This window comes from Bifidobacterium asteroides (genome assembly GCF_003202755.1).
In the GTDB taxonomy this organism is placed as follows: domain Bacteria; phylum Actinomycetota; class Actinomycetes; order Actinomycetales; family Bifidobacteriaceae; genus Bombiscardovia; species Bombiscardovia asteroides_F.
Genome location: NZ_QGLK01000003.1, coordinates 27,653 through 45,780 on the forward strand (window position 1 = coordinate 27,653; position 18,128 = coordinate 45,780).

Genomic DNA, 18,128 nt, shown 5'->3' on the forward strand with positions numbered 1-18,128 from the left:
CCTTTCAAAGTCGGTAGATAGTCAGACCCGAGCTTTTATGTGGTTGGAGGCTATGTTTGCACCAGTGAAAAGGAGGAAGATAATACACACCTGCCAGAGTAGGGATATGACTCCTGATTGGACGGTAAAGGGGCCGTTCGCCGGTACGTACATAGGATTGGTATGGAACCATCCCTGTGCAATGGGATCGCCAATGACGGCCAGCGGGCCGCCATTGAGTGTTGGAAGTGGCAATAGGGGGGTATAGAAAGCCAGCCAGGCCCATGCCAGGACGGCAAGAATTCGGGCTACGATTGTGGGCAACAGGGCTCCTAGCAGGGCGGATATCCCCATAGCTATCAGCATTGATGGCGAGAGTATGACAAGTGCTACTGCCAGGGCCACGAGTATTGCCTTGCCATTGCCGTGGAAGGTTTGGTAGACCGCGATCAATACCAGGAAAAGCAGGGAGGATGATATGCAGATGACCCATGCTCCCAGGACATGAGCTGAGCGGATGACAGCCATAGGTAAGGGGGAGGTGGATTCAAGCTCGTCCATTCCTGTTCGTCTGCCGGCAGTCATCAGGTCGCTAAAGGATGCTGCGTATGCCAGCGCGGTGAAGATGGCAAGAACCTGTCCGGTAAAGACAAGACCCTGTATGGTGTTGAGTCCAGGTGACATGGGAGAGGCATAGGCCAAAAAGAGTGCGAAGAGCGCCAGCGGTATGCTGGCTATCCACAAGGCTTTGCGCCGATAAGACATCAGTAGCGTGATGCGTATAAGGCTCAGTATCCTCATAGGGCAGCGACCTTTACGACATTGCGCTCCGCATCACCGCACATATTCCATCCGAAGATTGCGCCTGCCGCTGCAACAAACAATGGAATGAGTCGTTGCCGGACCGGATCGGTTATGTATGGATCCCATATAAAACATAGAAACAGCCAAATAGTTATGGAAGCCAGCGATGACGTTGGCATAGACAGGGTGAGTACGGCTATAAGGAAAACCAGACAGTTGACAATGAACATACTGCCAACCGGGGTAATGATGCTCACCCATCCCATGTCACGTGGCCAAAGTTGCATCACATGCAAGCCGATAAAGAGAAGGCCTGCGGCAGTAAGATTTGCCCCGGTAATGATAAGCAGCCTGGTCACTTGAACTTTCCGCCATCCAGTTGGAGTTGACTCAGCAAGTTCAATGATTGGGTCACCATTGAGCACAAAAGCTGCGCATAGGGCAGCAGCAATTACTGGCACCTGAGTGAGAACCATCATAACTGGTCGTATGCGACCCGGTGACCAACTGCCTTCCAGTATGAAGCCCGCAAGAAGAATACCTGCGGTCAGTATGAATGGCAGTAATACCAGCCTATAAAGCCTTTTGAGCTGTATACCTACGAAAGCCAACCTCGTCCACCTTCCTCATATCTGGTTTTGGCCTCGGCTGCCGCCAGACATTGCTCGCTACACGTTCCGTCTGCTTAGTTAGTAGCGAGAGAGGATGGAAAGGTTCATTAATTTTTATCTCCACCGGCGAGTCGAGTATGCCAGGCAAGGGGGGCTGTAAGGATAACAGCAGATATGAGTCCCACTGTAACGAGGATGAACCCTGCCCAGGCTGCGGTTGTAGTGGGTGCCGAATTGACCCATGCCGGTAGGAAAAATGATGACCTAAAACCCTGCCATGTTCTCAATAGTGGTGCAAGTACCCCTAGGAGCAGTGCAATCCAAGAGCATTGCCATATGCATAAGAGGGCCACGATATTCGCCAGGAGTGTTATGGGGGCTATGGTTTGGGCAATAACCGGCAGGGGCCTTATTCCAGGGTTGATGGCAGCGACAATCAATAAGGCTGCTCCCCCGACGACAATATTGGAGATAAAGGCCAGCAATAGCCTAGAAGCTACTACAACTTGAGGTCCCAGGGGCATACTGAGCATTAATTCACGATCATCTTTAATGGAAAAGACCAGGATCATGGTCAGTGCCATGTTGAGCATGAGTATATTTGAAAAGATATGCGTACCGAGACTGCCATACCGTGCACCTTGCATAACGTTGCTAATTAAAACCGCGCATGCTGCTATCGCAATTTCCACCAGTAAGATATATCGCGGTATGAGGCGGAATTGGGCTCGAACAAGTGGGCTACAGGAACGTACTCGACGCATGAATGGTATCGGTTGATCCGTTACCAGTGACGGCTTCTGGTGGATGGCCTTCATTACGCTAGTAAAAGCCGGAACTGGTGGTCGGGCATTCTGCTCTTTTTCCCTAAGCGCCTCTTGAACTTCACCCCGGTATTCTTCGGTGACCGGGCCTGTGCTGTCTGGGCTTGTGCTCTTATATTTGTCTGTCATAATCACCCCTTCAATTATCTCTGGCTCGGCACTTTATGGGTTTTGACAGGAGCGAGGTCGGTCAACTGCGGGCGCAGGATCTGTCTTGCCCGGGCAATACGAGACTTCACGGTCCCGACCGGAACGTCGAGCAGGGAGGCTATTTCCGGGTAGGGTAACTCGTGAAGCCATGCCAGCGTCACCGTGTATGCCATTTCTGCTGGGAGTGCGTCTATACTTTGCCGTATTATTTCCATCGTCAGATCTTTACTGACCAGTTCCACAGGCTCCAGCTGATCATCGGTTATCGAGTCAAGTTCCATCTGATCCATTTGGTCAGGTGGTTTCGGTTTGCGACATTTCATATAGATTTGCCGTCGGGCAATGCTGAGTATCCAGGTAAGCACCTTGCTGTCTGCACGAAAGGTTTTTGAGGAACGCCAGCAGCCCAGCCAAGTGTCAGCAAAAACTTCGCTGGCATCCTCATCGTCGGATATTCGCAAGGAAATAAAGGCTTGGACGGTATGGGCATACTTATTGTAAAGTGCTTCAAAAGCCGATTCATTTCCGTCAGTCACCATCTTGATCAGCCTTATATCATCAGTATCTGGATCAATGCGAGATCGTTTCACTGATGATGTCCTTTTCTGTATTGTCTACATCCTAGATATGGTCTTGCATACCGCTATGCAAGCGGTTATCGCGGTTATGCTTCATTGCTATTACGAATATGCTGAGATGCTGCTTCTGGGGTCGCCCATACTGTGAATCTGGTCGCAGGGCAACCCATTACTGTCTTGTATGAAGCTGATTCCTTTCAGGTATCCTGGCGCTTATTTACGCCCTTTCAAGTACTTCCGTATCTTCTTCAGGGCCCAGTCGTAGTGGCTGGAGGTCGAAGAGATGAAGGTAGAGCCCAAGGTAGAGTTTCCGGTCCATGGGAGGGCGCCCTTGGTGAACAACTGTTCGTTGGTGAACGATTGCGCCAGGGCCATGACTTTCTTATGGGATTCGATAAACAGGTCCAGAGCCTGATTGTAGGTGGTGTCATCATGCTTGTCCCGCAGCTTCACATTCATCTCGCCGTAATTACGCCAGTTGTAGCCCTCAGGAAGAAAGTCGTGCGTTCTGCCCTGCTGGTTGTCCTCCACCCAGTTCAACAGCAGCTGATGCCATTCGTAGAGATGGACGAGCACATCCTTGATGTTCCTATCGCGTGCCCAATGGGCCCCCTTCTCCTTGCTCAGGTCGAAGGAAAAGCGGCCATTGCGTTCTTCAGGTGTCAGCGGCTCAAGCAGCGCCATGATTTTGTCGAAGCCATCATCAGCCGCCTTGATGAGTTCTTCCTTGGTGGTAGGTCGCGCCATGACGGTCCTCCATTTGTCTGTTGTTGACAAGATTTGACTGGTCCATCGTCACCTGTCTCAGTTTGTCATCGACTGTACCCTATATGAGCCTTACAAATGCTCGCGTGTAGGAAATCGTCGCGAACTCAAGTGCTTACGTGTACTGGTGGAAAGCCATCAATTACTCACAGTCGCATCTACCTACCAATTAAATTCATTAAGCCGAGCGCTGCATATACCGACTTAATTTATTTAGCAAGAGACATGAAGGAATGGCAGAGGTCGGCAGGCTTGGCTTGGCTCAAATATGTATTCGCGTGCATGCAGCGAGGCTTTATTACTCGCCGATGGCATGCGATATGACACTGACAGAGTTCTCGAATCTGGTGGTCAGGGCTTGGATTCCTGTGGCTGCGGCACCAAGCAGGGATGCGATGAGCACCACTACAATCCAAGCGCCCCATTGCACGCTCATCTGTGCTTTGCCCATGAAGCGTGAGAACATGAAAGTCAGGGATGAGGTGCAGAGCAAGGTGATGACCAGGGAGAACAGTGTGCTGGTAATCATAGTGATGATGCCGTCAAGCGCGCCCAATACTCTGAGCTGGCCGATTCCAGCACCTGATACGTAGGTCAACGCCAGATCAAGTCCTCTGCCTTTGGAAGTGATCAAGGTGCCTGCAATTGCACCTGTTATCGCGATGATCAGTGGCGGTCCAGTGAGCGCCGAGAGACTCGCAAACATGTCTGTGGTCGCCGGAACAGTGCTGCCTGGTGTGTGGGGAAAAGCGACTAGCAAGGTGGTGATCATTGTGCTCAACCCTCCGCCGACGGTCATCAGCAATGATAGACCCGCAGTCATCGGGATTATCGTCGCTCCCTGGCGCCGTATGCTGCCGACAGCCTGCTGGCCTGCCAGCCTCCAGGTTCTGGATGGCAACGCCACAATACGTGTCCATATCGCCGTGAAGCCGGGCAAGAGGTATGGCGCGAAAGCCGCCAGCGAGAATATCAGGAGGAACATGCCGCCCATGGCGAAGGCGAGAAATACCGTCATCCGATCCGCAGCGGCATCGCTGCTCATCTGACTGGCAGGAGGGTTAGTTGCAAGTGCAAAAGCTGGAATCAGCAACATGCAGCCAGCACCAATCAAGCATACGAGTCCCAGGAGGAAGCGGAAGACGCCTATCCGCTTTGGCGGATTCTGGGATTGCCTGAGGGCTTCCATTGGTCGTATTTTCGAGAGCGAACGGATAGTCAACAGGGTGCTTATGAAGATGGGCGCAGAGCTGAAAGCGAGGCCTTTGCCCGGCGAATCGAACAGGTGGCTGCCGCCATAGGTCAAATGCAAATCTAATGGATTTGTCACCATGGCGAAGGTCAAGGGCGTAATCACCGGCAGCAAAAGGCAGGTGGCTGCAACAGACAGGATGAATAATCCAATGACTATCAGCAGATTCCAGGCCAGCAGTTGCCAAGGCAGAGCGCCTTGTAAAACCATGAGCGCCAGTTGATGCCGTCGTTGATTCAGTGCTGAGTTCATGACCCATAGCAGCACAGCTACGGTGATGATCACACTGAATGCTAAGGCGGGACCAGTGTATGTGGATCCAAGTTCCTGCTCCGGGCCCTGATAGTCCTGATCAATGATTGCGGCGACCGCAATGAGGGAGCAGATGACAGTCTGGGATACGACCATGGCCAGTAAGACGGCGCTCCAGACCATGGGCGCTGCTTTGAGTTCGGACAGAGCGCCTCTCATGCCATGGGCGCTTTCGCAGAGAATGATTGGCTGATACGGCCATCGCGCACGGCAAACAACCGATCGCACTGACCTGCCACCTCATTGTTATGCGTCACCAGTACGATGGTTTTCTTTTCGTGGTTGGCAAGTTCCTTGAGCACCGATATGACCTTTTCTCCGGATTCCTGATCCAGGGCGCCAGTCGGCTCGTCTGCGAATACCACGTCTACGTCGGACAACAGGACCCGGGCCAGGGCAACACGTTGCTGCTCGCCGCCAGACAGCAGGGTGACGCTTTTCTTTTTCTGATCGATCAGGCCAAAGTACTTCAAGAGGGAATCCGCCGTCTTTCTAGGAAAGCGGGATCCGCGAAGGGTGAATGGCAGAGCCAGATTCTGTTCGACTGTCATGCTGGTGATCAGGTTGTAGGACTGGAATACGAAGCCTAGATGCTGGCGTCTGAACTTGGTCATGGCCGACAGCCCCAGACGGGTTATGTCCTTGCCCAGCAGAAGCACATTGCCGCTAGTGGCCTTCTCCAGCCCAGCCAGGCAGTACAGCAGCGTCGATTTGCCGCTGCCTGACGGCCCTATGATGCCGGTCATCTCCCCCGGATAGGCAGTGAATGCTATGTCATTGAGAATGGTCAGTGAATCGCCGCGGCGCGGGGAGACCACCATGGACAGCCCCGTAGCTTCAATCGTTGGTGTCGGGCCTCTGCTTTCGCTTACGTTGGGGTTATTCATAGTTGCATCTTTCCCTTGGATGATCATCGACGACCTTCCAGACCGAGGCATCTACGCTCAGTAATGCTGATTCGCCTCGCAGATGTCATGTGCCCTCGTTCGTCGCTTGACCCTGTATGACGGTCATCCTTGTCGTCATCAGTCACTTCCATTGATATCAGCGAAAGAAGGGATGAAATACCCTGATTTACCCTGAATTATCCCTGACTCGGCCCTGATTTTTTCGGAGTAAGAGGCATGTTCAGGCAGGCATGCTTACGCGGCGCCACCGGTAATGTCAGCAGCGCCGAGAATCAGCTCATTACTGCTGCAGCCTCATTCGCCAACAAGCAGCAGGGATTTGATGGCGGTGCGCTGGTCCATGGCCTCATAGGCCTCCTGGATGTGATCCAAGGCAAAGCGCTTGGTGAAGACCTTGCCTGGCTGGATGCTGCCCTTGAGCACCTGATCAAGCAGCAGATGCCTGTCATATGTGGTGACTGCGGCCGTGCCTCCTCGCAGCCCAACATTGCGCCAGAACAGCTTAGAGGTGTCCATGGTAGCCTGCTGTGGCACGCCCACCCGGCCGACCACTGCGCCGGGCCGGGCCACTCTGACGGCAGTATCGGTGGACAGTTCTGTGCCCACGCATTCCAGAACCGCATCGGCTCCTGCTCCGTCGGTGAGGGCCATGACCTGCTCCACAGCAGCGTCGCCGCGTTCAGCCACGATGTCAGTGGCTCCGAATTCACGCGCCAGCTTCTGGCGGTCCTCATGCCGGCTCATGGCGATGATGCGTTCGGCCCCACGCAGCTTGGCTGCTATGACTCCGCACAGACCCACCGCTCCATCGCCCATGACCACGACCGTGTCGCCTTCTTTGACCTGGGCAGTTGCGGCTGCATGATAACCCGTGGCCATTACGTCGGAGAGGGTCAGCAGAGAGTCGAGCATGTCGTTGTTGTAGTCCTCAGGCTGGCCTGGAATCTGCACCAGCGCCCAATCCGCGTTAGTGAATCGCAGATACTCGCTCTGGTAGCCGCCGCTCCCCCGCCTGTCCGGATCAAGGCAGTCACCGTCGAAGCCGGCCCTGCAGGCCGCGCAGTGCCCGCAGCCATGGGTGAATGGCGCTATGACGAAGTCACCAGGTTTGACGTGGGTGACATCGGAGCCCACCTTTTCGACCAAGCCGATGGCTTCGTGCCCTACGTGACTGCCTGAGGGCATTGAGGAAATCCCCCGGTACCACCACAAGTCGGATCCGCACACGCAGGCCCGGACGATCCGAATCACGACATCTCTGGGCTTTTCGATGGTCGGCATCGGCGCTTCCTCCAGCTCGATGCGGCCCGGCTTTACAAACTTTGCTGCCTTCATGCTCCTGCTCCCCATTCTTCACTACCTGGCATATATGTCTGCCAAGTATGCGGATGAAACATAGTCTACGGAGTTCAATTCGCTTGAAGTCAAGTCGATGCCTTATTGCCTTATTGTGTGCGATTCACAGAGGTGCGGACAAGATTGTCACACGGGAATACGGTCATAAGATGCAGCCATATATAGGTGCTGTATAGGGGTGCCGTATGAGGGTTGCTATGTAGAGGTGGCGTATTGAGGTATCGTCATACGTCTTGTGATAAATCGTATGCATCCTTGCATGCACGTCATAGGCCGAACCTCAACGATTCAACTCATTTGGAGGAGCTTTGTGGGCTGCCAAGTTCAGTAAGGAAGGCAGCGTAGGCCTGGGGGTTGCGATGGTTTTTGCCTGCTTGGACAATCAGCCCGTGATATTCACGCAGATCGTTCAGTGGCCATTGATCAACCCGGATAAAATCCGTCTCGTACTCTTCGCCCTCCTGGTATGACCGCAAGGAGGCCCACCCCAGACCGTCCAACATCCGGCGTGCATAGGCGTCCCAGATGAAGCAGGGCTGGCCGAATGCATAAAGCCGTATGACATCCGCCGTCTCGCGTCCAACCCCGGCAATCGTGAGCAGGCTGTCACGCAGACCTTGATCCGCGCAGTCCTCCACATCGGCCGTGCGGATGCCATGAGCCAGCAGCCACTGAGCCAGGGCTTTGCAGGTGCGTGCCTTGGCCTTCATGAAGCCGCTTGATCTGATCAAGTTTGTCAGCCTTGTCAGGTCGACGTCGGCCATGTTGCAGGGGTTGAGCAGGTTGGCCTTGCGCAGCTGCTCGATGGACATGGCCGCGTTTCCCCAGGCCGTATGCTGGACCAGCACAGCTCCGATCATCATCTCGAAGTCGGTCTCTGCCGGCCACCAATTCTGCAATCCCAGACGAGCGAGCAAACGTGAATACAGCCACTTTGAGCAACCGGCATTTATCCTGCCTGAATTGCCCATAACGCCTCCACCAAACTACTTGACGCTTTTCATGGTAACAGCTGGCTCCAGCCGGTGCGGAGCGAGTCAGAGAATGGCAGGCGCCTGGGCGAAGTCAGTGATAGCGCCATCAGCCTCAGAGCGAATGGCATCCCAATCCTTGGCCGAAGACTGGTCGTACATGGCCCAGACCTTCATCCCAGCCCGCTTGGCGGAATCGACGGCGACCAGAAGATCCTCGAACACTGTGCATTGGTTGGGCGCGACGCCCAGCATCTGTGAAGCCAACAGGTAGATTTCCGGTTCCTCCTTGCCGATGCTTTTGGCATCATCCACGCTGCAGACCTGGTCGAAACAATCGGTCATCCCAGCGTGCTTCAGAGCAGCCTGTCGCAGGCGCGGAGGGAGGCTGGTTGCCACAGCCAGAGCGGCACCGCTGGCTTTTAGCGCCTGCAGGTAATCGAGTGCATGTGGTTTGGGCTGCACAGCTGTGGCGTAGAGCAGGAGTGCGTCCTCGTTCCACTCCTCCACAAGATCTTCTGGGCACTCGTCAAGGTGGAAGCGGTCGATGGTGTATCTGGCGATGGCACCGGTCTGCATGGAGGCCACCACAGATGCGTAATCATCCGGCATGGGGATGTTGCGGCGAGCGAAGAATCGTTGGTCGATTTCCTTCCAGACTCCCATAGAATCCAGAAGTGTGCCGTCGAGATCGAAGATAGCAGCCTTGCAAATGTTGACTTTTATTCCATTTTCGCCCATGCTGCAAATTCTCCTATTCGCCGAAGTTATTTATAGTAGCATGACCTCAGATCGGGTCTGGCTCACCGGTTTTGAATCAATGTTCTCGCCAATCAGCCTTGGCTTCAGAAAAGTAGGTATGTTCAACAGTTTAATATTGCCATGCAAGCTATTAATCTCAGCGATTGTCAATTATTTTGCGCTCAGCGAGCGAAAAGCACATAAAAGTTGAAGAATATATACAATATTGGTTGAAACAATGTTAGCATGCAAATACTAGAGAAAATCATCGAAAAAGGAGACTTATGGCTATTCAAGAAACAACAGCGGCTCTGGCTGATCCCCTGCGTCGTCGTGTGCTGGATCTTTTGGAGCAGGGCGGCATGGAGGCGGGACGCCTGGCCGAAAAACTGGGAATGACGCCATCCAAGCTGTCCTATCATCTGCGGAAGTTGAAAGAAGCAGACCTGATTGTCGGCCACAAGCAGGGCACCAGGGTCATCTACGAACTCAATCTGAGTGTGCTGGACAGCACTATTCAGTGGCTCTACCGCCTGCGGACCAGCGCCAGCGACAAGAGAAGTCTGCCCGAGCCGCAGACTGTGAGCAAGGAAACTGGTTCGACGACAGTTTCCGAGTCCTAAGGAGACTCTCATGACGGATGGCAGCAAAGCGGGTCGGTTCGTCCCGACCCTTGTCGCGGCTCAGTGGTTGCCGGGGATAATCATGCTGGGCGTAAGCCGCATAGTGGTCAATCGTCTGCCGAATGAAAACGTCCCGCTTCATTGGAATGCACAGAACCAGGTGGATCGCTGGGGTTCTCCCCAGGAGCTGGTTTGGATGCCCTGCTTCTGCCTTGTCATTGCGCTGATTTGGACCATCCTCATGCTCGTCCTGCGCGCATATTTGATTAAACGTGGTGATGAAGCGGGGCATACCTTGACCGTTTTTCTGCTTGGTGGTCTATGCATGCAGATTATTTTTGCGGTTATAGATCTGTTCGAATTAGCTGTTGCTGATCCGCATTGGGACTGGTGGCCGACGGATTTCGGCATCGATAAGGTCGCCATGCTTTTGACCGGTCTGACTCTCATAGTCATCGGCAATCTTGCTCCTAAAACCAGACCCAACGGCATCAGCGGTTTTCGAGTGCCAGGTGCCTACGCCAGCCGCGAGGCTTGGCGCCGTTGTCAGCAGTTTGGCGGGGTGCTCTTCATGATTCTGGGCGTGGTCATGATCCTGGCCGCCCTGGCTTATAGCGGAGTCAGGCTCTACTGGATCTGTGGAACCGCTCTGGCAATCGTCCTTGTACTCATATGTGCCTATGGTTCATACGCTGGCAGAAAGTATGCCGGGCAGGGAGAACCTATCTACCACCGTTAGTTCCTGTATGCAATGCGTGAGCTAAAAGAGACTGTAAATGACAGCTCAGGATACAAGTAAGAACTTCCTGAGTCCGTTGAAGGACTCAAAGCTGATTTAGATCAAATCAAGCACCCGCCAACACGGTCCTTCATCATCAGTATCATTTCACGAGCCAAGCTGCAACAGTCTGGACAGGCAATCTGCTCTCACCCTAGAAACTGGAATAACAGACACCGCACAAACCCTGTATTTCATGGCAACAAGGTTGAATGCACTCGAAATGAGGACGAAAGCAGTGCGCTCCTATCGGGGATTGTTGGAGATGTAAGAGCTTTAACATCACCTTTCTCATCTAATTACCCCAATAACGACCGGCTACATACTAGGCGATCTTCTGCATGCACGCTATAAAATTCGTTTAGCTATTTAGTCAGTTTAGATATCAGGGAAGTTCGTACGTCCTATTACCGATCCATAGTCTTGCTTAAATTAAGGAATTCATATACGCCATCGTTCGATTTTTGCATTTTAGAACCCGTTATTTTAAATCCTGCGCCCTGATAAACTTTAATTGCACGTTTATTGAAGCTGGCTACTGAAAGAACAATAATTCTATAATTAAAATTATTCTGCATGAATTCTTCGATTCCTTTGACGAAATTTAATCCCAACCCGTGTCCAGTCAAATCCGGTCTCAATCCTAAACCAACTTCTACTTTTTCCTCTGATAGCCTTTCCAAGCAAAAATAACCAACCAGTTCATCTTGATCATCCACAACCTGGTAATACTTATCTCCACGCAACTTCGGAGTTATTATCTCTTCAAGATCCTCTAGATCATTTTCCATATCATAGAAGCTGTATTGGCCACCATAGTGCCATTTTCTAGCGATCTGGTCTGCATTTGCCTGAGTTAAGTGTGCTATTTTCTTAAATATCATATTTACTCCTTACTCAATGTGCAGACTCCGAATTAATATCGGTAGAAATAGTCAAGAGATCTTGTTTAAGTGACCCAAAGGTTAATCAATAAAACCCGAACTGGGGGACAGACACAAATACTGTCAGCCAAGTTTGCATTGCGAGGCTATTGGAGTGAGATGATCGATGTGCTGCGCCCAATCTGCAGGGGTATGAAAAGGTCCCTAGGCTGACTTAAGAGCCGGGCTAGGGACCTTCTACCATCTTTATTTGCGCTTCTTTTTCTCGCGGATATGCACGGAGATCTGGATGGGGGTGCCTTCGAAGCCGAACTCCTCGCGCAGGCAGCGTTCCAGATAGCGGCGGTAGCCGTGCTCCAGAAAGCCGGTGGCGAAGATCACGAAACGCGGCGGTCTGGTGGAGGCCTGGGTGGCAAAGAGAATCCTCGGCTGCTTGCCGCCCCGCAGCGGATGCGGGTGCGCAGCCTGAACCTTGCCCAGGAAGGAGTTGAGCTTGCCTGTCGGTATGCGCTTGTCCCACGATTCCAGAGCGGTCCGCATGGCTCTGGCCAGCCGGTTGGTGTGCCAGCCGGTCTTCGCAGACAGGTTGACCCGCTCGGCCCAGGTGACCCGGTCGAACTCGGTCTGCCAGAGCCGCTCAAGACGCTGCCGACCGAAGTCGTCCAGCAGATCCCATTTGTTAAAGACCAGGACGATGGCCCGACCAGCATCCACGGCCTGGCTCATGACCTTCAAGTCCTGGTCGGCTATGGGTTGGGAGGCGTCGAAGAGGATGAGCGCCAGTTCCGAGCGTTCGATGGCCGCCTGCGTGCGCAGGCTGGAGTAGTACTCGGCACCCGAAATCTTGTGCAGGCGGCGCTTGATGCCGGCGGTGTCGATGAAGAGCCAGTCCTCGCCGTCCACCTGGACCACTTCGTCGACCGGATCGCGGGTGGTGCCCGCCACATCGTGCACGACGGCCCGCTCCTCGTGGGCTAGCTGGTTGAGCAAGGAGGACTTGCCCACGTTGGGTCGTCCGACCAGGGCCACCCGGCGCAGACCCTCAGGAGTGAGGAAGCCCGAGGTCTTCTCGGCCTTGCTGAGCTGTTCCAGCGCTGCGTCCAGCAGGTCGCCTATCCCCCGGCCGTGCATGGCGGAGATGGCATAGGGTTCGCCAAGGCCCAGCTTCCAGAATTCGGATGCGGTGTAGTCGGCCATCCGGTCGTCCAGCTTGTTGACGGCCAGGACGACCGGCTTGCCGGCGGCCCGCAGCATGGTGACGATCCGCTCGTCGCTGGCGGTCAGCCCCACCTGGCCATCCACGACCAGAATGACGGCATCAGCCAGTGATACGGCTACCTGCGCCTGGGATGCGATGGCGGATTCGATGCCCTCCACATCGCTCTCCCAGCCGCCAGTATCTACCAGCTTGAATTGGGTGCCTGCCCACTCGGCTTCGTAGCTGACACGGTCCCGGGTCACGCCAGGGGTGTCTTCGACCACAGCGGCACGACGGCCAAGAATCCTGTTAACCAGGGTGGACTTGCCCACGTTGGGCCTTCCCACCACGGCCAGAACGCCTACGGCCTTAAGGCCTTGGTCCTGGTCATTCTGGTTTTCAGAGCCGCCCTCCAGCAGGGCACGGTCTTCTTCGTCCAGTTCATAGTCGTCAAGGTTGCGAGCGTACTCGTCATAGGAGTCCTCCTCCATGGCTGAGGAGACCAGGTCAATCAGGACCTGCAGGGTTTGTTCGAAGGTCAGATCGGAGTTGTCTACAGTGGTAACCCCGTCGGCGGCGCTCATGAAGGAGGTGACCTTGGAATCCCGGGCATCCCGGGCAGCCAGATCCTCGGCGCCGGCTGATCCGGCCTGAGCCTGGCCGCTGCGACGGGCCTGGCGGACCTCTTCACGGGCTGTCAGCAGCACACGGACCTGGGCGTCCGGGGCCACCACGGTGGTGATGTCTCGCCCTTCGGCCACCACACCCCGCTCCTGGTCGGCCATGATGGCTCGCTGGGCGGCGATGAGGACATGTCGCACAGCTGGAATCGAAGAGACCACGGAGACGTGTTCGGATACCTCGGTTGAGCGTATCTCTTCATCCACGTCACGGTCATCCAGGCTGACTCTGGGACGTTCGGGGTCAAGCCCCATGACCAGGTGGCCGCCGGTGATGGAATCCGCCACGGCCTCGGTGATCGCCTCCTGGTCAGGCTGGTCCGCGTCCAGATCCAGCCCGCGATCCATGCACCATAGGGTGACCGCCCGGTACATGGCTCCGGTGTCCAGATAGGCCAGTCCGAAATGCTTGGCCAGGGCACGCGAGGTGGAGGACTTGCCCACCCCCGCAGGGCCATCGATGGCGACGGTGATCACAGTCCGACCTCCTTATCAAGAGCCTTAATCTCGGCGGCGGAGAGCACCCGGTAGGAGCCCGGACGAATCTCGCCCAGTCGGATGGGTCCGATCTGGGTGCGCACCAGCCGGGTAACCGGGTAGCCGATGGCACCGAAGATGCGCCGGACTATCCGGTTCTTGCCCGAGTGCAAGACCACCTTGACGATGGTGTGCTCGCGGTTGTGGTCGATGATGGCGCAATGGTCCAAGCGAATCAGGCCATCATCCAGCTCTACACCCTGGGTGACCAGCCGTCTGCAGACATTGCCGCCAATGTGGCCGCTGAGTGTAGCGATATAGGTCTTCTCCACCTCGTAACGCGGGTGCATGACGTGTTGAGCCAGCTCCCCATCGTCGGTCATGAGAATCAGGCCTTCGGAGTCATAGTCCAGCCTGCCCATGTGGAAGACCCGCTCATAGCGGTCTCCGATGATGTCGCGCAAGGTGAACCGGCCCTTGGGGTCGTCCATGGTCGAGAGGACCTTGCGGGGCTTGTTCAAGGCCAGGGTGACATGCTTGTCATTCAGGTGGATGCGGGATCCATCCACGCGGATCTGCTGGCGGGAGGGGTCCACCCGGCTGCCCAAGGTGGTGACCAGCTCGCCGTCGACCTCGACCCTGCCCTGGGTGATGATCTGTTCGCATTTGCGACGAGAGCCGAATCCGGCCTGGGCCAGCACTTTCTGGAGGCGGATGCCCTCCTCTTGCTGTTCGTGCGCTCTGATCGCCTGTGTGTATGGATGTGGCATCGTTCTCCCAACGTGGCCTGATAGATATGTAACGGATACCGTTCTGAGCGACCGCAGCCGCCGAAAGGTCATATCATACTATATCGGAGCCTAGGGAAGTGTTGTTGGCTTGCCCTAAGCTAGAAACTGTTGTTGTTCATTGTTGTCGAAGGGATTGCAAGGTGGGGAACATGACTATGGAAGCAAGTGCTGAGCCGGTCCTCGAACAGGCCGACGGGCAGGTTGCCGCAAAGCCCGTCCGCAGGCGGATCAGGCCCCGTGATGTTCGTTGGATTCGTGCGGCCGCCGAGCTGGCGGGGACCTTCTTAATCTGCGCGGTCATCTACTTGTCCTACAGCTTCGGCCAACTGGTCATGGGCCAGCCCAGTGTGGTGCTGCCGGTCCTGGGAACCGCCCTGACCTACCTGGCCGTTACAGCCATGCTGGGCGGCGTCTCCGGTGGACACTTCAACCCTGCCGTCACCGTCGCCGCCATGTTCACCTCGCAGATCGGCATGGTGGACGGTCTGATCTACATCGTCGCCCAGGTGATCGGCGCTATTGGCGCCGGTGCGATCGCCGTCGCCCTTATTCCGGTCAGCAAGTCCGTGCCGGACAGGACCTGGCTCATGTTCTCTGTCAACGGTTTTTCCGGCGGTTCGCCTGCTGCAGCTACCCTGGGCCAACAACACATCGCCTTCGGGGCGCCCATGGCCATCGTGGCTGAGCTGATCGGCTGCATAATCGTGGTGGCTACGGCCATTACCACCTTGCGCTCCGACGGCCGCGCACGTCGCAACCATGCCCTCTATACTGGGCTGGCCTACGGCGTCGGTGTGCTGGTCACCTACCCCATCACCTGCTCGGGACTGAACCCGGCTCGTTCCACCGGCATTGCCATCTTCGCCCAGTCCAAGCACATGGCCGTCAGCCCGATCTCACAGCTCTGGCTCTTCTGGATCTGCCCCCTGCTGGCTGCCTCTCTGGTGGCGTTGGTCATCATCATGACCAACATCGTCACCGACAATATGGCCATGCGCGCCATGGGCACCGCTACTGATGCCCAGCCAGTTGCACAGGCGGGCGCAGATGCTCAAGCACAAACACAACCTGATGCCTTTGCTGCGACCGGTGTCCAGACTCAGGCGGGCGCTGAAGCACAGGTTGATGCCTTTGCTGCCGCGGGTGTCCAGGCTCAGGATCAATCGACCCAGGCATCTCCTGCACCGATTCAAAACGCTCCTGCAGACACCACGGCTCAGACTGTTGATGTATCGGCTCTTTCCGATGTCGATGCTGGCCATGACGCCAATTCAGGCAAGAATGCTGAGGGTGGCCAGGATGATGTTGCCCCTGCCGATACAGGAACCATTCCCGATCTTCAGGTAGAGCCCCTTCGCACTGCGTCCAAAACAGAAGACGGTGACGAGGCATCCAAAAACAAGCCCACTGAAAACTGAACCACCGAGGACCGAAAAGCCTGAAAGGGGTCACAGCAACAGCTGAATGCTGAAGTAGGTGACCAGAAGGCCGATGCCCAGGGCGATGCTGATGAAGGCATCGAAGGGCACTGATCGAACCTTCCAAGGGCTGCGATCCTTGAGAGTCAGACGCAGAGCGCCACAAACCAGGGCCGCGACGGACACTAGTCCAGTCGCGGCCCAGGTGTATCCGAGGAAGGCCACGAGCGCGGCAATCAGCACCACCAAAAAGATGATGCCCTCACAGATAGGACGACCCTCCTGAGCCTCCGAGACGAAGGGATGGCCTCGACCAGATGACTTGGACGGCTGCGGGGGCTTGATATCCGGGTTCTCGGCCTTATCTGCGTCTGCCATGCTCCCCAGTTTGCGCATTCCCGACGACCTCCATTTGTTGCTGCACTTGATCTGTCGGTTCGAGCCTACCAGCGCTGCTGACGCAAAGCGACCGTGCCGCCATCGCTCTTGGACGATGACGGCACGGTCGCTGTTTCAACAAGAAGCCGGAGCAGTCGGATCAGTTCTTGTGCTGGAAGATCAGATGCTCGTTGGCGAAGGTGTCGAAGCCCAGGCTGTAGAGCTCGCGGCCATAGCCGGAGTTCTTGACGCCACCGAAGGGCAGCTCAGGCATGGTCACCCATCCGCCGTTGATGAAGGTCATGCCGGTCTCGATGCGACGTGCCAGAGCATCCGCATGGTCAGTATCCGAGGAGAAGACCACACCGCCCAAGCCGTAGCTGGAGTCGTTGGCCAGTTCAATGGCCTCATCCTCGTTGGCCACCTTGTAAATGGAGGCCACAGGGCCGAACATCTCCTGGTTGTATACAGGGTTGTTGCGGTCGATGTCCGTCAGAACCGTCGGGGTGAAGAAGGCCCCCGGCGAATCGTAGGGTTTGTTGCCGTAGGCGACCTTGGCTCCACCTGCCACAGCGCTTTCGACCTGCTTGGCCAGGTTGTCGCGGGCGGAGACCATGCACATGGGTGCCAGCGTGGTTTCGGGGTTGCTGGGATCGCCCAGAACCGCGTGCGAGAAGGCGTCGACGATTAGCGAGACGAAGTCGTCGTAACGGTTCTCCGTGACGATAAAGCGCTTGGAGGAGGTGCAGACCTGGCCGGCGTTCGTCAGCCTGGCGCCTGGAGCCACCTTCTTGAGCAGATCCCAGTCAGCGTCATCCAGGACGATGAAGACGTCGTTGCCACCCAGCTCCATGGAGGACTTCTTCAGGTTGGCTCCGGCCGACTTGGCCACGGAGGCGCCGCCGCGCTCCGACCCGGTCAGGGCCACGCCAGAGACGCGGGGATCGGCGATAGCATGGTCCACCTGCTCATAGTTGACGAAGAGGTTGGTCAGGCTGCCCTCGGGGGCTCCTGCTTCTCTTACGGTCTGCTCGAAGGCCACAGCCGAACCTGGCACGTTGGAGGCGTGCTTGAGGATCATGGGGTTGCCCAGAATGAAGTTGGGGGCGAACACGCGCATGATCTGGTAGTAGGGGAAGTTCCATGGCTCAACCATGAACACGATACCGGTGGCCTGCTTGACGTAGTAGGCCTTGCCAGCGGGGTTGTCCAGGGGGACGGGAGCCAGCAGCTCCTCGGCGTGGTCGGCGAAGTAGTCGGCGATGTCTGCGCACAACTCCACCTCGGCGCGGGCCTCGCCCACTAGCTTGCCCATGTCCAGGGTCAGGTTGGCAGCCAGGGTGTCCTCGTTCTGGCGGAAGAGTTTGGCGACCTGACGCAGTTGTGTGGGACGGTCTCCGGGGCCTTCTTGCTTGCGCCAGGTCTTGTAGAGGTCATGGCCGCGGGCCAGGGCATTCTCCAGGTCCTCGTCGGTGGCATCTGGATAGGTCTTGACCAGTTGATTGTTAAAAGGATTGACTGTCTGATAGGTCACAATATCTCCTTTGAATTATGGGTACCTAGTCAGCATCATCGCTGCTCAGTTCATCCAGCATAGCACCGTATTGGACCCTGCGGTCAAGGATTTTGTCGTAGGGCGACATTTGACCG

Annotated in this window: 18 protein-coding genes; 3 read left to right on the forward strand and 15 right to left on the reverse strand. The window is 55.8% G+C overall.

The window, feature by feature from the left end:
- Positions 1-21: 21 nt before the first annotated feature.
- From DKK74_RS03840 to DKK74_RS03885, 10 genes are all read right to left on the reverse strand, one after another.
- Positions 22-780: a murein hydrolase transporter LrgB gene (locus tag DKK74_RS03840; RefSeq protein WP_110412889.1), complete on the reverse strand. Its 759-nt coding sequence runs from the start codon at positions 778-780 to the stop codon at positions 22-24.
- Positions 777-1,394 carry a hypothetical protein gene (locus tag DKK74_RS03845; RefSeq protein ID WP_146210536.1) on the reverse strand — a complete coding sequence of 206 codons (618 nt, stop codon included), beginning with the start codon at positions 1,392-1,394 and terminating at the stop codon, positions 777-779. Before DKK74_RS03845 ends, DKK74_RS03840 begins: the two co-directional genes overlap by 4 nt.
- A 107-nt stretch (positions 1,395-1,501) precedes the next feature.
- Entirely contained in the window at positions 1,502-2,347 is an 846-nt protein-coding gene (locus DKK74_RS03850; protein WP_110412891.1) for a hypothetical protein, read from the reverse strand.
- Between the two features lie 14 nt (positions 2,348-2,361).
- The gene (locus tag DKK74_RS03855) at positions 2,362-2,958 is read right to left on the reverse strand and encodes an RNA polymerase sigma factor (protein WP_258334446.1); all 597 of its coding nucleotides are present in this window, start codon (positions 2,956-2,958) and stop codon (positions 2,362-2,364) included.
- 201 nt (positions 2,959-3,159) lie between these two features.
- Positions 3,160-3,693 carry a ClbS/DfsB family four-helix bundle protein gene (locus tag DKK74_RS03860; RefSeq protein ID WP_110412893.1) on the reverse strand — a complete coding sequence of 178 codons (534 nt, stop codon included), beginning with the start codon at positions 3,691-3,693 and terminating at the stop codon, positions 3,160-3,162.
- Between the two features lie 316 nt (positions 3,694-4,009).
- Complete coding sequence (locus tag DKK74_RS03865; protein ID WP_146210537.1) at positions 4,010-5,398, reverse strand: hypothetical protein; 1,389 nt, start codon at positions 5,396-5,398, stop codon at positions 4,010-4,012.
- Between the two features lie 32 nt (positions 5,399-5,430).
- Positions 5,431-6,162: an ABC transporter ATP-binding protein gene (locus tag DKK74_RS03870; protein WP_258334447.1), complete on the reverse strand. Its 732-nt coding sequence runs from the start codon at positions 6,160-6,162 to the stop codon at positions 5,431-5,433.
- Between the two features lie 315 nt (positions 6,163-6,477).
- The gene (locus DKK74_RS03875; RefSeq protein ID WP_110412896.1) at positions 6,478-7,518 is read right to left on the reverse strand and encodes a zinc-dependent alcohol dehydrogenase family protein; all 1,041 of its coding nucleotides are present in this window, start codon (positions 7,516-7,518) and stop codon (positions 6,478-6,480) included.
- A gap of 314 nt (positions 7,519-7,832) precedes the next feature.
- Positions 7,833-8,510 carry an endonuclease III domain-containing protein gene (locus tag DKK74_RS03880; protein WP_110412897.1) on the reverse strand — a complete coding sequence of 226 codons (678 nt, stop codon included), beginning with the start codon at positions 8,508-8,510 and terminating at the stop codon, positions 7,833-7,835.
- 66 nt (positions 8,511-8,576) lie between these two features.
- Positions 8,577-9,251, reverse strand: coding sequence for an HAD family hydrolase (locus DKK74_RS03885; protein ID WP_110412898.1), 675 nt, complete (start codon positions 9,249-9,251; stop codon positions 8,577-8,579).
- A 284-nt stretch (positions 9,252-9,535) separates the two neighbouring features.
- On the opposite strand from DKK74_RS03885, the gene DKK74_RS03890 reads away from it, so the two are divergent.
- Both DKK74_RS03890 and DKK74_RS03895 read left to right on the forward strand, forming a co-directional pair.
- Complete coding sequence (locus DKK74_RS03890; protein ID WP_110412899.1) at positions 9,536-9,874, forward strand: metalloregulator ArsR/SmtB family transcription factor; 339 nt, start codon at positions 9,536-9,538, stop codon at positions 9,872-9,874.
- Between the two features lie 10 nt (positions 9,875-9,884).
- Positions 9,885-10,613 (forward strand): SdpI family protein, encoded by a 729-nt coding sequence (locus DKK74_RS03895; RefSeq protein WP_110412900.1) that lies wholly within the window; start codon positions 9,885-9,887, stop codon positions 10,611-10,613.
- Between the two features lie 446 nt (positions 10,614-11,059).
- Here the strand turns inward: DKK74_RS03895 and DKK74_RS03900 are convergent, their stop codons facing one another.
- The 3 genes from DKK74_RS03900 to DKK74_RS03910 all read right to left on the reverse strand — a co-directional run bounded on the left by DKK74_RS03900 (position 11,060) and on the right by DKK74_RS03910 (position 14,661).
- Positions 11,060-11,536: a GNAT family N-acetyltransferase gene (locus DKK74_RS03900; protein ID WP_110412901.1), complete on the reverse strand. Its 477-nt coding sequence runs from the start codon at positions 11,534-11,536 to the stop codon at positions 11,060-11,062.
- A gap of 246 nt (positions 11,537-11,782) precedes the next feature.
- Positions 11,783-13,891 carry a bifunctional cytidylate kinase/GTPase Der gene (gene der, locus DKK74_RS03905; protein WP_110412902.1) on the reverse strand — a complete coding sequence of 703 codons (2,109 nt, stop codon included), beginning with the start codon at positions 13,889-13,891 and terminating at the stop codon, positions 11,783-11,785.
- Entirely contained in the window at positions 13,888-14,661 is a 774-nt protein-coding gene (locus tag DKK74_RS03910) for a pseudouridine synthase (RefSeq protein ID WP_110412903.1), read from the reverse strand. Before DKK74_RS03910 ends, der begins: the two co-directional genes overlap by 4 nt.
- Positions 14,662-14,831: 170 nt before the next feature.
- Here DKK74_RS03910 and DKK74_RS03915 point away from each other — a divergent pair, with 170 nt between their 5' ends.
- Complete coding sequence (locus tag DKK74_RS03915; RefSeq protein ID WP_110412904.1) at positions 14,832-16,100, forward strand: aquaporin; 1,269 nt, start codon at positions 14,832-14,834, stop codon at positions 16,098-16,100.
- A gap of 30 nt (positions 16,101-16,130) precedes the next feature.
- Here DKK74_RS03915 and DKK74_RS03920 read toward each other — a convergent pair whose 3' ends face one another.
- Positions 16,131-16,478: a DUF3017 domain-containing protein gene (locus tag DKK74_RS03920; protein ID WP_258334448.1), complete on the reverse strand. Its 348-nt coding sequence runs from the start codon at positions 16,476-16,478 to the stop codon at positions 16,131-16,133.
- 160 nt (positions 16,479-16,638) lie between these two features.
- Positions 16,639-18,012, reverse strand: a complete 1,374-nt coding sequence (locus DKK74_RS03925) for an NAD-dependent succinate-semialdehyde dehydrogenase (protein WP_110412905.1) — start codon at positions 18,010-18,012, stop codon at positions 16,639-16,641.
- Positions 18,013-18,128: the final 116 nt, after the last annotated feature.